Origin of the sequence: Burkholderia sp. BCC1972 (assembly GCF_905339605.1) — a bacterium.
GTDB lineage: Bacteria > Pseudomonadota > Gammaproteobacteria > Burkholderiales > Burkholderiaceae > Burkholderia.
Genome location: NZ_CAJPGH010000001.1, coordinates 762,787 through 777,714, shown reverse-complemented (window position 1 = coordinate 777,714; position 14,928 = coordinate 762,787). Strand labels below are relative to the sequence as shown.

The 14,928-nt window shown below is 67.3% G+C and carries 14 protein-coding genes; 12 read left to right on the top strand and 2 right to left on the bottom strand.

The window, feature by feature from the left end:
• The first annotated feature begins 11 nt into the window (after positions 1 to 11).
• From U5798_RS03480 to U5798_RS03450, 7 genes are all read left to right on the top strand, one after another.
• Positions 12 to 926 (top strand): ABC transporter permease subunit, encoded by a 915-nt coding sequence (locus U5798_RS03480; protein ID WP_322081212.1) that lies wholly within the window; start codon positions 12 to 14, stop codon positions 924 to 926.
• Positions 923 to 1,855, top strand: a complete 933-nt coding sequence (locus U5798_RS03475; RefSeq protein ID WP_322081191.1) for an ABC transporter permease subunit — start codon at positions 923 to 925, stop codon at positions 1,853 to 1,855. The genes U5798_RS03480 and U5798_RS03475 overlap by 4 nt, the downstream gene beginning before the upstream one ends.
• 21 nt (positions 1,856 to 1,876) lie before the next feature.
• Positions 1,877 to 3,442, top strand: a complete 1,566-nt coding sequence (locus U5798_RS03470) for a DUF3138 family protein (protein WP_322081190.1) — start codon at positions 1,877 to 1,879, stop codon at positions 3,440 to 3,442.
• A gap of 26 nt (positions 3,443 to 3,468) precedes the next feature.
• Complete coding sequence (locus U5798_RS03465; protein WP_322081189.1) at positions 3,469 to 4,761, top strand: FAD-binding oxidoreductase; 1,293 nt, start codon at positions 3,469 to 3,471, stop codon at positions 4,759 to 4,761.
• 71 nt (positions 4,762 to 4,832) lie between these two features.
• On the top strand, positions 4,833 to 5,213 hold the full coding sequence (locus tag U5798_RS03460) for a cupin domain-containing protein (protein WP_124448816.1): 381 nt from the start codon (positions 4,833 to 4,835) through the stop codon (positions 5,211 to 5,213).
• A gap of 45 nt (positions 5,214 to 5,258) precedes the next feature.
• Positions 5,259 to 6,674, top strand: a complete 1,416-nt coding sequence (locus U5798_RS03455) for an amidase family protein (protein WP_322081188.1) — start codon at positions 5,259 to 5,261, stop codon at positions 6,672 to 6,674.
• A gap of 25 nt (positions 6,675 to 6,699) precedes the next feature.
• A complete protein-coding gene (locus tag U5798_RS03450) occupies positions 6,700 to 8,190 on the top strand; it encodes an aldehyde dehydrogenase (RefSeq protein WP_322081187.1) in 1,491 nt (496 codons plus the stop codon).
• A gap of 78 nt (positions 8,191 to 8,268) precedes the next feature.
• Here U5798_RS03450 and U5798_RS03445 read toward each other — a convergent pair whose 3' ends face one another.
• Positions 8,269 to 8,781: a DUF4262 domain-containing protein gene (locus tag U5798_RS03445; protein ID WP_322081186.1), complete on the bottom strand. Its 513-nt coding sequence runs from the start codon at positions 8,779 to 8,781 to the stop codon at positions 8,269 to 8,271.
• 74 nt (positions 8,782 to 8,855) lie between these two features.
• Complete coding sequence (locus U5798_RS03440; protein WP_322081185.1) at positions 8,856 to 10,700, bottom strand: ABC transporter ATP-binding protein; 1,845 nt, start codon at positions 10,698 to 10,700, stop codon at positions 8,856 to 8,858.
• Between the two features lie 302 nt (positions 10,701 to 11,002).
• On the opposite strand from U5798_RS03440, the gene U5798_RS03435 reads away from it, so the two are divergent.
• The 5 genes from U5798_RS03435 (at position 11,003) to U5798_RS03415 (ending at position 14,763) form a co-directional block, all read left to right on the top strand.
• Positions 11,003 to 11,569 (top strand): TetR/AcrR family transcriptional regulator, encoded by a 567-nt coding sequence (locus U5798_RS03435; protein WP_322081184.1) that lies wholly within the window; start codon positions 11,003 to 11,005, stop codon positions 11,567 to 11,569.
• 224 nt (positions 11,570 to 11,793) lie between these two features.
• Positions 11,794 to 12,219 (top strand): organic hydroperoxide resistance protein, encoded by a 426-nt coding sequence (locus U5798_RS03430; RefSeq protein ID WP_124448805.1) that lies wholly within the window; start codon positions 11,794 to 11,796, stop codon positions 12,217 to 12,219.
• Between the two features lie 58 nt (positions 12,220 to 12,277).
• Entirely contained in the window at positions 12,278 to 13,312 is a 1,035-nt protein-coding gene (locus tag U5798_RS03425; protein WP_322081183.1) for an alpha/beta hydrolase, read from the top strand.
• A gap of 348 nt (positions 13,313 to 13,660) precedes the next feature.
• Entirely contained in the window at positions 13,661 to 14,032 is a 372-nt protein-coding gene (locus tag U5798_RS03420) for a CidA/LrgA family protein (protein ID WP_124448801.1), read from the top strand.
• The gene (locus tag U5798_RS03415) at positions 14,029 to 14,763 is read left to right on the top strand and encodes an LrgB family protein (protein WP_322081182.1); all 735 of its coding nucleotides are present in this window, start codon (positions 14,029 to 14,031) and stop codon (positions 14,761 to 14,763) included. The genes U5798_RS03420 and U5798_RS03415 overlap by 4 nt, the downstream gene beginning before the upstream one ends.
• Positions 14,764 to 14,928: the final 165 nt, after the last annotated feature.

Genomic DNA, 14,928 nt, shown 5'->3' with positions numbered 1-14,928 from the left:
GTGAGGACGCCATGACGAAACTTTCCGCTTCCTCGCTGTCGCGCTTCCTGCCGTCGGGCCGCGGCGTTGCGATCGGCGTGCCGTTCCTGTGGCTCGTGATCTTCTTCGCGCTGCCGTTCGTGCTGGTGCTGAAGATCAGCTTCGCCGATCAGATGCTCGGCATCCCGCCCTACACGGCGCTCGCGCGGCTGGAGTCCGGCACCGTGCAGTTGGTGCTGTCGCTGAAGCATTACGCGCTGCTGCTGCAGGACGACCTGTACCTGAACACGTACGTCAGCTCGCTGAAGATGGCCGCCGCGTCGACGCTGATGTGCCTGCTGGCCGGCTATCCGATCGCGTACTGCATCGCACGCGCGGCGCCGGCGCGCCGCAACCTGCTGATGATGGCGGTGATGCTGCCGTTCTGGACGTCGTTCCTGATTCGCGTCTATGCATGGGTCGGGATCATGAAGGACGACGGGCTGCTGAATCACGCGCTGGCCGCGCTCGGCATGATCGCGACGCCGCTGCGCCTGTATCACACCGACGCGGGCGTCTACATCGGGATGGTCTATTCGTACCTGCCATTCATGGTGATGCCGCTGTACGCGCACCTCGTGAAGATGGACCTCACGCTGCTCGAGGCCGCGAACGATCTCGGCGCGACGCCGTGGTCCGCGTTCTGGCGCATCACGCTGCCGCTGTCGAGGAACGGCATCGTCGCGGGCAGCCTGCTCGTGTTCATCCCGGCCGTCGGCGAATACGTGATACCCGAACTGCTCGGCGGCGCGAACACGCTGATGCTCGGCCGCGTGATGTGGGACGAGTTCTTCAACAACATGGACTGGCCGATGGCGTCCGCCGTCACGGTGACGATGGTGCTGGTGCTGCTCGTACCGATGGCGCTGCTCCACTACAGCCAGACCGAAGCGGAGGCACGGCAATGACCCGCGCGAATCGCATCCTGTCCGCGTGGGTGCTGGGCGCGGGCTTCCTGTTCCTGTACGTGCCGATCGTCAGTCTGGTCGTCTATTCGTTCAACGCGTCGAGGCTCGTGACGGTATGGACGGGCTTCTCGCTGAAATGGTACGGCGCGCTGCTGCACGACGACGAACTGCTGACGGCCGCATGGCTGTCGCTGAAGATCGCGCTGCTGACGGCCACCGCGTCGGTCGCGATCGGCACGTGGGCCGGCTTCGTGCTCGCCCGCATGGGGCGCTTTCGCGGCTTCACGCTGTATGCCGCGATGATCAACGCGCCGCTGGTGATTCCCGAAGTGATCCAGGGCATCTCGCTGCTGCTGCTGTTCGTCGCGATGCAGCAGACCTTCGGCTGGCCGGCCGGGCGCGGCTGGCCGACGATCTGGATCGGCCACGTGATGCTGTGCCTGTCGTTCGTCGCGGTGATCGTGCAGTCGCGCGTGAAGGAACTCGACCGCTCGATCGAGGAGGCAGCACTCGATCTCGGCGCGCGGCCATGCAAGGTGTTTTTCGTGATCACGTTGCCGCTGATCGCGCAGGCGCTGGTGTCCGGCTGGCTGCTCGCGTTCACGGTGTCGATCGACGACGTGATCCTGTCCGCGTTCCTGTCCGGCCCCGGCTCGACGACACTGCCGCTCGTCGTGTTCTCGCGTGTGCGGCTCGGGTTGAATCCGGAGATGAATGCGCTTGCCACGGTGTTCATCACGGCCGTGACGATCGGTGTCGTCGTCGTGAACCGCGCGATGCTGGCCCGCGAACGGAAGCAGGCGCGCGACGCGCGTGCGTGGCATGCGGTGTCCGCGCTCGATGCATCGGCGCCGTCTTCCGTCTTGCCGCCCGCGCGCCCGTCGCCCGCGCAGCCCCGGCATACCCCCGCACCGCATCCCGTGAAGTGAATGACGACAAGGAGACTTTCCGTGAAAAAGAAACTGCTTTGCGCGCTGATCGCCGGTGCGCTGCCGGGGCTCGCCGCCGCGAACTCGAGCGCCGACCAGATCAGGGCGCTGCAACAACAGCTCGCGGTGCTGCAGCGGCAGATGAACGCGCTGCAGTCGCAGCTCGCCGCGAAGCCGGTGGCGGCACCGGTCGCGTCGAATGCGATTTCCGCCGCAGCGGCCGCCGATCCGTCGGCGCCCGGCTACGGGCAGGCGCCGGCCGCGCTGACCAACGACGACCTGACGGAAATCCGCCAGCAGGTCGCGAACCAGCAGCTGAAAGTCGATTCGCTGACCGATGCCGCGCGCACGGGACCGATCGCGGGGCTGTCGGTGACGGGCTATCTCGACCCGACCTACGTGTACAACCGCGGCGGCGGCACGTCGTCGTTCCAGTTCGCGAATCATGAGAACGCGTACACGTATTACAACAGCACGTTCGGCGACGTGTTCCTCGACATCAAGAAGACCTTCGGCGTCGGCCCGACCGCGCCGTCCGCGGAAATCACGCTGATGCCGAACCGCGGCGCGGGCCTGTCGATGATGACGGGCAGCGGCGCGAGCGGGCTGAACATCGTGAACACGGCAATCGTCACGGTGCCGCTGTCGGGCACGACCTCGTTCGTCGGCGGGCTCGTACTCGGCTTCGGCGGCTACGAGTACCAGCAGTCGAGCCAGATGCTCACGCTCACGCACAACCTGCTGTACGACTTCTCCGATCCCGGCTCGTCGATCGGCGCCGGCATCAACTACCAGAGTGCGGACGGCCACTGGGCATGGAAGTTCTTCGTCGGCAACGAGCAGTTCCGCAGCGCGGGCGCGGTCACGCAGACGGGCGTCAACGCGCTCGGCGATCCGATCACGACGAGCAACAAGGTGCCGACCTTTACCGCGCGCGTCGACTACATGCGCGGCAGCGCGCTCGACCTCGGCGGCTCGATCAACATCGGCCGCCAGACGCTGGTGAGCGCCGTCGATCCGGCGACCGGCAACGTGCGCTATGGTGTGGGCGGCAACGCGCCGAGCGCGTACGGCGCGTTCTTCTTCGGTGAAGCCGATGCGACTTACACGGTGGCCGATGCGCAGTACAACGCGGAACTCGACTACGGCCAGCAGCAGCACGGCGCATTCAACGGCGGGCTCGCGCAATGGTTCGGGCTGTCGCTGCTCGCGCACCGCAAGTTCAATGCGCCGGTGGTCGGACGCATGGGTGCGACGGTGCGCTACGACTTGCTCGTGAACCGGAAGAACGGTGGGGGCGGCTCGTCGATCGGCCTGAACGGCAACGGGATGGATCCGAACAACGGCTTCGGCATCGACGCGGATTGCCTCGCGCAGTCGAAGGCGAACGGCGGTGTCGGCTTCGAATGCAAGGGCGCGACGCGGCAGGCGGCGGCGTTCGACCTGCTGTTTTACCCGACCCAGCAGGTGACGGTGAAGGTCGAATACCGGCACGACTGGGCGAGCAACAAGGTTTTCCTGCGTCACGACGGGTCGTATGCGAAGTCGAACGACCTGCTCGCGACCCAACTCATCTACGCGTTCTGACGCGACGCCGGTCGCGAGTCTCACCTATGCTCAAGTTCAAGAACCAGCAACATGTTCAGTCGTACTATGCAGCGACGGTCAATAACCGCGTGCGACATCCGGCGCTCGACGGGGCCGTGAGCGCCGACGTGTGCGTGATCGGCGGCGGGCTCACCGGCCTGTCCGCGGCGCTCGATCTCGCGGAGCGCGGCCATTCGGTCGTGCTCGTCGAGGCGTCGAAGATCGGCTGGGGCGCGAGCGGCCGCAACGGCGGCCAGCTGATCGCCGGTTACTCGTGCGACATCGATACGTTTTCAGCCCATCTGCCGGAGGACGACGTGCGGCGTATATGGGCGATGGGGCTGGAATCGGTCGACATCGTCAGGCAGCGGGTCGAACGGCACGGCATCGATTGCGACCTGACCTTCGGCTACCTGACCGCCGCGAACAAGCCGCGCCATCTCGACGCGCTGCGTGCATGGCGCGATGCCTTGGCGAGCCGTTTCGGCTATGGCGGCTGCGACATCGTCGAGCGGGCCGACATGCCGCACTTCGTCGCGTCCGACCGTTACGTCGGCGGCCTGTTTCACGAAGGCAGCGGCCACCTGCATCCGCTGAACTACACGCTCGGCCTCGCACGCGCGGCACGCGAAGCCGGCGTGACGATCCACGAGGACACACCCGCGCTCGCGCTCGATCGCGCCGCGCCATACCACCGCGTCGGGTGCGCGCGCGGGCACGTGGATGCCCGCTATGTCGTGCTGGCATGCAACGCGTATCTCGGGCAACTGGCGCCGTCGGTCGCGCGCAAGATCATTCCGGTGGCGACCTACCTGATCGCTACGGAGCCGCTCGGCGACGCGCGTGCGGCGCAGACGATGCCGGCCGACGCGGCGATCAGCGACTGCAATTCGGCGCTCGACTATTTCCGGCTCACGCGCGACCGCCGGCTGCTGTGGGGCGGCAAGGCCAGCAGCTCGACGAACACGCCGCGCGACCTCGCGGCCGCGATGCGGCGCGACATGCTGAAGACGTTCCCGCAGCTTGCCGACGTGCGGATCGACTACGCGTGGGGCGGCCTGATCGACGCGACGATGAACCGCGCGCCGCATTTCGGCCGGCTCGAACCGACCGTGTATTTCGCGCAGGGTTTCTCCGGGCACGGCGTCAACGTGACGGGCCTGGCCGGCCGGCTGATCGCGGAAGCGATCGATGCGCAGGCCGCGCGCTTCGACCTGTTCGGCCGGATCCGGCATCGCGATTTCCCAGGCGGGCGCGTGCTGCGCACGCCGATGCTGGCGCTCGCGATGGCATGGCACCGGGCCATGGACCTGCTTTGACCTGCGCCGGCCGGCTCGCCCGGTCGCGCGGACCCGCGACGTTTGCAAACACTCACACCCTGGAGGCAACCATGACCGACATCACCCATCTCGTCGACCTGATGCGGGCGCCGGCGAAGCTCACGCAGAGCCGCGTGCCGAGCGGGCTGCTGCTCGACGGCAACCCGATGCAGACGCTGTCGCATCACTACATCAGCCCGTGCGGGCAGTTCAGTTGCGGGATCTGGGCATGCACGCCCGGCCGCTGGACGATCGAATACGACGAGTCGGAGTACTGCGAGATGCTGAGCGGTGTCGCGATCGTGCGCGACGCGGACGGCCGCGAACGCGTGCTGCGCGCCGGCGACCGTTTCGTGATTCCGCCGGGCTTTCGCGGCACGTGGGAAGTCGTCGAAGCGTGCCGCAAGATCTACGCATCGCATGCACCGCAGGCTGCGCAGCCGGGCGCGTGACGCGGCCGAGTCAATCCAATCAGCGAGATCAACGAGGAACAACCCATGACCCAGGAATTGTGGCGTCTCAGCGCAGCAGAAATGGCCGCGCATGTCGCCCGGCGCGACGTGTCGGCAACGGAACTCACACGCAGTTGCCTGCAGCGGCTGGAGCAGGTGAACCCCGTCATCAACGCGATCGTCGACGTGATGGCCGACAGCGCGCTGCAGGCGGCGTCGGAGGCCGATGCCGCGATCGCGCGCGGCGCGCCGCTCGGCCCGCTGCACGGCGTGCCGGTGACCGTGAAGATCAACGTCGATACGGCCGGACACGCGACGACCAACGGCGTGCGCGCATTCTCCGAGCTGATCGCGCAGGAAGACAGCCCGGTGACCGCGAACCTGCGCAAGGCCGGCGCGATCGTGATCGGGCGCAGCAATGCGCCGGCGTTTTCGTACCGCTGGTTCACCGACAACGAACTGCATGGCCGCACGTCGAATCCGTGGGATGCGTCGCTGACGCCGGGCGGCTCCAGTGGCGGCGCGGCCGCGGCGGTGGCCGCCGGCATCGGCGCGATCGCGCACGGCAACGACCTGGGCGGTTCGATCCGCTACCCGGCCTACGCGTGCGGTGTCGCGGGGCTGCGGCCGAGTACCGGGCGCGTGCCGGCGTACAACCCGACACAGTCGAAGGACCGCACGCTCGCGGTGCAGCTCGCATCGGTGCAGGGGCCGCTCGCGCGGACGGTCGGCGATCTGCGTCTTGCGCTCGACGCGATGTCGGCAGCCGACGCACGCGACGCATGGTGGATGCCGGTAGCGCCGGCCGTGCGCGAGGCTGCGTTCCCCGCGCGCGTGGCGGTGTGCGCCGAACTGCCCGGTGTGCCGACCGATCCGGTGGTCGTCGACGCGATCCGGCAGGCCGCGCGCTGGCTCGAAGACGCCGGCTGCATCGTCGAGGAAGCGACGCCGCCGCGGTTCGCCGAAGCGTGCGAACTGTGGCTCGACCTGGTGACCAACGAGGCGCGCAGCGGGCTCGGCGACGTGATCATGCAGCACGGCGACGCGGCGATCCGCGCCGCGTTCGCGAGCCAGCGCAATCTGGCCGCGCCGCTGGACCTGGCCGGCTACATGAACGGCCTTGCGCGGCGCACCGCGCTGCTGCGCGACTGGCAGCAGTTCTTCGCATGCTATCCGGTGCTATTGATGCCCGTGTCGTGCGCGCGGCCGTTCGCGATCGACGCCGACTTGCAGGGCGACGCCGCGATGCGCGAGATCGTCGACAGGCAGGGGCCGCTGCTTGCAACCGCGCTGCTCGGCCTGCCGGGCCTGTCGGTGCCGACCGGCATCCGCGACGGCGTGCCGAGCGGCGTGCAACTCGTCGCCGGGCGCTTCCAGGAGGCGCTGTGTCTCGCCGCGGGCGAAGCGATCGAGGCGCGCGCGGGCATCTTCACGCCGATCGATCCGGTTCGCGGATCGTGATGCGCCACTTTTCACGAGGAAACGCATGACTCAACCGACATTCGAAGACTGGCAGGCCCGCGCGGCCCTGCTGCGGATCGAAGGGCGCGCATTCATCGACGGCGAGGTGCGCGACGCACATGCCGGCGCGACCTTCGCCTGTGTGAGCCCGATCGACGGGGGCGTGCTCGCGCACGTGGCCGATTGCGCCACCGGCGACGTCGACCACGCGGTCGCCGCCGCGCGCCGCGCGTTCGATGCGCAGGTGTGGGCCGGCATGAATCCGCGCGCCCGCAAGGCCGTGCTGCAGCGCTGGGCCGCACTGATGCGCGAGCACGCGGACGAGCTCGCGTTGCTCGAGACGCTCGACACCGGCAAGCCGATCGCCGATACCACGGCGATCGACATCCCGGCCGCCGCGCATTGCGTCGACTGGTACGCGGAAGCGATCGACAAGATCGGCGGCGAGGTCGCGCCGGCCGACCATCATCTCGTCGGGCTCGTGACACGCGAGCCGATCGGCGTCGTCGCGGCCGTCGTACCGTGGAACTTCCCGCTGCTGATGGCCGCATGGAAGTTCGCGCCGGCGCTCGCTGCAGGCAACAGCGTGGTGCTCAAGCCGTCGGAGAAATCGCCGCTGACCGCGATCCGCGTCGCGCAGCTCGCGAGCGACGCCGGTGTGCCGGCGGGCGTATTCAACGTCGTGCCGGGCGGTGCCGAGCCGGGCAGGGCGCTGGCGCTGCATCGCGACGTCGACTGCATCGCGTTCACGGGGTCGACGCGCACCGGGCAGCAGATCATGGCGTGCGCCGCGCAATCGAACCTGAAACGCGTGTGGCTCGAACTCGGCGGCAAGTCGCCGAACATCGTGCTGCCCGATTGTCCCGATCTCGACCGCGCCGCGCAGGCGGCCGCCGATGCGATCTTCTTCAACATGGGCGAAGTGTGCACGGCCGGCTCGCGCCTGCTCGTGCACCGCGACATCAAGGACGCCTTCATTGCGAAGCTGGTCGATGCGTCGCGTCGCTTCGCGCCCGGGCATCCGCTCGATCCTGCGGTGACGATGGGCGCAATCGTCGATCGCACGCAGCTCGATCGCGTGATTGGCTACATCGATCTCGGGCGCGACGAAGGCCGCCTCGTGACGGGCGGCGCGCGCGTGCGCGAGGAGACGGGCGGGTTCTATGTCGAGCCGACGGTGTTCGAGGTGAAGCCCGATGCGAAGATTGCGCGGGAGGAAATCTTCGGGCCCGTGCTGTCGGTGATCGCGTTCGACGATGTCGACGAAGCCGTGCGCATTGCCAACGACACCGAGTACGGGCTCGCGGCGGCGGTATGGTCGGCAAACCTCTCGACCGCGCACGCGGTCGCAAGGCGCCTGCGGGCGGGCACCGTGTGGGTCAACTGCTATGGCGACGGCGGCGACGACATGAACTTCCCGTTCGGCGGTTACAAGCTGTCGGGCAATGGCCGCGACAAGTCGCTGCATGCGCTCGACAAGTACACCGAGCTGAAATCGACGATCGTGCGGCTCTAGCGTCGGGATGCGCGGCACGCTTGTACGAAGGTGCCGCGCGAAGTGGTGAGCGATTCGGTGTGCGAAACGGTGTGCGGGTCAGTGGCGATCGCCGCCCGGCACGAACAGGCGCGGCTGCGCGGCATTCAACGCATCGTCCGCTTCCGGCTGCCACGGGAAAATCCCGTCGCGGTCGGGCCACAGCAACTGGACGCACGGGAAGTCGTCGTTGCCGTAGAACCAGCGGTTCCAGCCGAGGTGGGCTTCGTAGTGGGCTTGCTCGACTGGCATCAGCAGCGCGTTCGCATTGCTGTAGACGGCATCCGTGACTTCACCGACCGGCGGCGGCGTGCCAGCCGCGACCATCCTGTAGACGTCCCACAGCACATCGTGGACGATGCGCGCCGGCAGTGAGAACACGATGATTTCCGGGAAGCCGTGGTTGACCCATAGCCCGGTCGTAAACGAGAAGCCCGGTTCGCCGCCTTCTGCAAACACTTCCGTGCGGAACCAGCCATGCTGGCGAATCTGGTGCACGAAGCGCTGCTCGTCTTCCTCGAGCACCGAATCCGGCGCGTCGAGCGCGGTGGCGATATCCGGTCGTGTGGTCATGCGGGCTCCTTGGATGGGTGTCGGTCGAATTCGCCGATGACCGATGCGCCGCCATGTTGCCATGGCCGCCGCGCTTACTGTACCGCTTCCTCCGTTTCGCCGAGGAACCCGCCGCTCTGGTGCGCCCACAGCGCCGCATAGATGCCGCCGGCGTTCAGCAGCTGCTGGTGCGTGCCTTCCTCGACGATGCGCCCTTCGTCGAGCACGATCAGCCGGTCCATCGCGGCGATCGTCGACAGCCGGTGCGCGATCGCGATCACCGTCTTGCCGCTCATCAGCGTGTCGAGGCTGCGCTGGATCGCGACTTCGACTTCGGAATCGAGCGCGCTGGTCGCCTCGTCGAGCACGAGGATCGGTGCGTCCTTGAGCATCACGCGTGCGATCGCGACGCGTTGCCGCTGGCCGCCCGACAGCTTCACGCCGCGCTCGCCGACCTCGACGTCGTAGCCGCTGCGCCCGTGGCGGTCGCGCAGCCGGTCGATGAACTCGGTCGCTTCGGCCCGCGCGGCCGCCTCCTGCATCTCGCGCTCGGTCGCGTCGGGCCGCCCGTACAGCAGGTTCTCGCGCATCGTGCGGTGCAGCAGCGACGTATCCTGCGTGACCATCCCGATCGCGCTGCGCAGGCTGTCCTGCGTCACGTGCGCGATGTCCTGCCCGTCGATCCGGATCGTGCCGCCGCTCACGTCGTAAAAGCGCAGCAGCAGGTTCACGAGCGTCGACTTGCCGGCGCCCGAACGGCCGATCAGGCCGATCCGCTCACCCGGCCGGATCGTCAGGTTCAGCCCGTCGAACACCGTGCGGTCGTTGTCCTCGTGTGCGAACTGCACATTGTCGAACACGATCCCGCCGCGCTGCACGACGAGCGCCTTCGCATCGGGCGCGTCGACCACGCTGCGGACCTTCGTCAGCGTGTTGATGCCGTCCTGGATCGTGCCGACGTTCTCGAACAGCTCGGTCATTTCCCACATGATCCAGTGCGAGTAGCTCGACAGGCGCAGCGCCATCGCGATCACGGCCGCGACGACGCCCGCGCTCGCCTCGCCGTGCATCCACAGGTAGAGTGCGAGCCCGGCCGAGCCGACCAGCAGCAGCGTCGACAGCAGGTGGTTGACGATCTCGAACGCGCTGACGAGGCGCATCTGCGCGTCGCCGGTCGCCTTGAACGCTTCCATCGCGTGTCGTGCATGGTCGGCTTCCCGCCGCGTGTGCGAGAACAGCTTGACGGTCGTGATGTTCGAATACGCGTCGGTGATGCGGCCCGTCATCAGCGCGCGAGCGTCGGCCTGCCGGCTGCCGACGGCGCCCAGGCGCGGCACGAAGTACGCGCACGCGGCGCCGTAGCCGAGCGCCCACAGCACGAGCGGAATCATCAGCCGCCAGTCGAAGCTGGCCGCCAGCACGAGGATGCCGATCAGGTAGGCGGTGACGCCGATTACGACGTCGACCGACATGAACAGCGCGTCGCGCACCGCGAGCGCAGTCTGCATGATCTTGGTCGTCACGCGGCCCGCGAACTCGTTCGCATAGAACGACAGGCTCTGGTCGAGCATCAGCCGGTGAAACAGCCAGCGCAGCCGCATCGGGAAGTTGATCGCGAGCACCTGGTGCTTGACCATCGTGTGCAGCGCGATCAGCAGCGCGCTGCCCGCGAGGATCGCCGCGAAGCCGGCGAGCGTGCCGAAGTGGCGGGCGCCGAATTGCGCCGGCGTCGACGTCGACAGCCAGTCGACCACGTGCCCCATCATCGCGAACAGCGCGGCTTCGTAGGCGGCCAGCGCGGCCGACGTCAGCGCGATCAGCAGGATCCAGCCGCGTGCGCCTTTCGTGCATGCCCAGACAAACGAAAAGAATCCCTTCGGCGGCGTGACGGGATCTTCGAGCGGGAAGGTCGGCAGGCGACGTTCGAACCACGAATACATTGAAACTTCTCCTTGGTGCGGTGAGGTCGATCGGCCGGATCGGTCATGCAGGCCGCGGGCGCGACACCGGTCGGCACACCTTTCTGCCCGACCCGCGATCGCGCGGTCGTCGCGTCACCAGGCCGAGAGTGTCGCATCGATCGGGTTCGGCTGCAGGCCGGTTGTAAGCCGCTTCCTTGGTGGCGAGTCGATGCGCCCGCACGTGGAATTCGGAGTGGGCGAATGGCGGGAGCCTACGCCATCGAATCGGGCCCTAAAAAAAGTCCTTGACTGTATATCTATGAGTAGATAAAGTTCGATCCATGGAAACGAAACCGACCGTCCGCGAACAGATTCTCGACCACGCGATCACGTTGATGATGCAGCGCGGTTACAACGGCTTCAGCTACCGAGACCTGTCCGACCTGGTGGGCGTGAAGACGTCGAGCATCCACTACTACTTCCCGTCGAAGGACGACCTCGTGCTGGAAGCGGTGGCGGTATACAGCGACGAGGTTCTCGCGGCCATGCGGGCGATCGATCCGGCGTTGCCGGCCGACGTGAAGCTGAGCCTGTACACGAAGATGTTCGGCCGCACGTTGGGTGACGGCAACCTGATCTGCCTGTGCGGGATGCTCGCGTCCGACATCGAGACGTTGCCGGAGAATGTGCGGCAGGCCGTGCAGGCGTTCTTCAAGGCCAACGAAAGCTGGCTGGCGGAACTGCTGGCGCAGGGCGCGCAGGAAGGCACGCTGCAGTTCAGCGGCGAGCCCGACACGGCGGCGCGCACGTTGTACGCGGCGTTCCAGGGCAGCGTGCTGGCCAGCCGGTTGTTTCACACGCGGGCACGTCTCGAGGATGTCGAGGCCGTCTGGAAAACGCGGCCCTGACGGGCGGCGCAAGCAGCAAGGCGGTTCTCCGCCTTTTTATTGGATCTCGTTATCTATCTGTTGGTAGATAGATCAATGGCGCAGATGGGGCGACCCTCTGCATTTTTTGGGGACGTTTATCTATCTATGAGTAGATAAATAAACGTGATGCGGGCGGCGAGGCTGCCAGCACGCGGTCCCCGGTTCGAAGGCTGTTTCATTCATTTGCTGAAAAGGAGTCTGTCATGTCGATCGAAAAAGTGTTGTACCGCGCCCATGCAAAAGCCACCGGCGGCCGTGACGGCCGTGCGACGGTGCCCGAAAGCGGCCTCGACCTGAAGCTGACCACGCCGCGCGAGCTCGGCGGCGCGGGCGGTGCGGGCGCGAACCCCGAGCAACTGTTCGCCGCCGGCTACAGCGCGTGCTTCATCGGTGCGATGAAGTTCGTCGCGGCCCGCGACAAGATCGCGATGCCCGCGGACGCGTCCATCGAAGGCAGTGTCGGCATCGGCGCGATCCCGAACGGCTTCGGCATCGAAGTCGAACTGAAGATCTCGCTGCCGGGCCTCGATCGCGACGTTGCGCAAACGCTGATCGACCGCGCACACCTCGTATGCCCGTACTCGAATGCGACGCGCGGCAACATCGACGTCACGCTCACGCTTGCCTGATCGATCGCATTACGAACCATCCATCGTCATTGACCTGTTGAAACCAAGGAACACCATCATGAAGATCGTCAAGCCGCTGCTGATCGCCGCCGCCGTCGCCGCCGCGCTGTCCACTGCACCCGCCGCATTCGCGGCGAGCGGCGACGCCGTCCGTCCCGATACGAAGACGAGCGCGTTCCTCGCCGTGCTGAACGGCCAGAAGGGCCCGGGCCTCGAAACGCTGAGCCCCGCGAAGGCACGCCAGGTGCTGGTCGACGCGCAGAACGGCGCGAAGGTCGATCTGTCCGGCATCGACGTGTCGAACCGCACGATCGAGCAGGACGGGCTGTCGGTGCCGGTCACGATCGTCCGCCCGCAAGGCGCGACGGGTACGCTGCCGGTCTTCGTGTTCATCCACGGCGGCGGCTGGGTGCTCGGCGACTTCCCGACGCACGAGCGTCTCGTGCGCGATCTCGTCGTACAGTCGGGCGCCGTCGCGGTGTTCGTGAACTACACGCCGTCGCCGGAAGCGCATTACCCGGTCGCGATCAACCAGGCGTATGCGGCAACGAAGTGGGTGGCCGCGCATGGCGCCGAGATCGGCGTCGACGGCAGCCGCCTCGCGGTGGTCGGCAACAGCGTTGGCGGGAACATGGCGGCCGTAGTCGCGCTGATGGCGAAGGACAAGGGCGGCCCCGCGATCCGCTTCCAGGGCCTGATGTGGCCGGTCACGGACCACGACTTCAACACGGCCTCGTACAACGCCTACCAGCAGGGTCACTTCCTGACGCGGCCGATGATGAAGTGGTTCTGGGATGCCTATACGAAGAACGAAGCGCAACGCAACGAGATCTATGCGTCGCCGCTGCGCGCGAGCCTCGCGCAGTTGAAGGGCCTGCCGCCCGCGCTGATCCAGGTCGCGCAGTTCGACGTGCTGCGTGACGAGGGCGAAGCATACGGCCGCAAGCTCGACGCGGCCGGCGTCGATGCGACGACCACGCGCTACGACGGCACGATCCACGATTTCGGCCTGCTGAACGTGCTCGCCGACGATGCGCCGACGAAGGCCGCGACGAAGGCGATGGCGAATGAAATCGCGACGCGGTTGAAGTAACGCGATCGGTGGTCGTTCGAACGTGAACGGCAGGACGGCGGGCATGTGCCCGCCGTTTCCGCGTATTGGCCACGTGAAATTTGGGTGGCTGCGCTTTCGGACCGGCGCGTTGTCGCTCCTTCGTTGCACCTGGGCGGCGTCCGGCTCATGCCGGGTAGCATGTCGGGCGGCCTGTCTTCCACGATCGCGTGCCGGGTTCAACCCGCCTGAAGCGGTTGAACGGGAATCGCGCCGTCGCGACCGGCCATGGGCATTGTTGGTACGATCGCGCGTAGGTTCATGCCGGCACCGCAAGCCGCCGGCTCATCGGCCGCGCGCCAGCGCGGCCACGTTCGGGAGAAGCGGTTCATGTTGCAGGCGTTCGCGGTCTTGCTGATCTTCCAGTGTCTCGGGGAAGGCGTGTCCTATCTGTTCGGCCTGCCGGTGCCGGGCCCCGTGATCGGCATGCTGCTGCTGTTCGGCTTCGTGATGCTGCGCCCGCAGGCCGCCGATGCGATCGAGCCGACCGCGCTCGAGCTGCTGCGTCACCTGTCGCTGCTGTTCGTGCCGGCCGGCGTCGGCATCATGGTGTCGGCCGACCGCGTGCGCGGCGACGCGGTCGCGGTCGTCGTCGCGCTGGCCGTGAGCACCACGCTGGCGATCGCGGTGACGGCGCTCGTCACGCGCGCGCTGTTGCGGCGCCAGCGCCGCGCGGGCGGCAACGCGGAGGGCGTGCAATGACGGCCTTCCCGAAACTCGGCGCGATCTGGGTCTATCTCGCCGCGAGCCCGTTGCTCGGCCTGACCATCACGCTGGTCGCGTATCTGTTCGCGCAGGCCGTCTATGCGCGGGCGCGCTTCAACCCGCTCGCGAATCCGGTGCTGATCGCGGTCGCGCTGATCGTCGGTCTGCTGACGATCACGCATACGCCGTATCCGACGTATTTCGAAGGTGCGCAGTTCGTCCACTTCCTGCTCGGCCCCGCGACCGTCGCGCTCGCGCTGCCGCTGTACCGCCAGTGGTCGAAGCTGCGGGGCACCGCGCTGCCGCTGCTCGTCGGCCTGCTTGCGGGCTCGCTGACGGCGATCGTGTCGGCGGTCGGCATCGCCGCGCTGTTGGGGGCGTCGAGCCAGACGATCGCGTCGCTCGCGCCGAAATCGGCGACGACGCCGATCGCGATGGCGGTGGCCGCGGAGATCGGCGGCATTCCGTCGCTCACGGCCGTGCTCGTGATCTCCACCGGGATCTTCGGTGCGGTCTGCGCACGCGGGATCCTCAATCTGCTGCGGGTCGACGAGCCGGCCGTGCGCGGTTTCGCGCTCGGCGTCGCGTCGCACGGGATCGGCACCGCGCGCGCGTTCCAGGTCAGCGAGGAGGCCGGCGCGTTCGCGGGGCTCGGGATGGGGCTGAACGGCGTGCTGACGGCATTCGTCGTGCCGATCCTGCTGCCGATGCTGTCGCGCTGGATCTGAGCGGGCGCCGCCCTGGGGCTATCGGTTTCCCTGATGGCGCCGACGATTTGCCGAAAGGACGGCGCACACGGCGCGCATGTATCGTGGCCGTTATCAGGAGAATTCAGGAACGCACACGGACATTTGTGTATTGATCGGCTAACGTTGCATCGGCGCCGTTGTCGC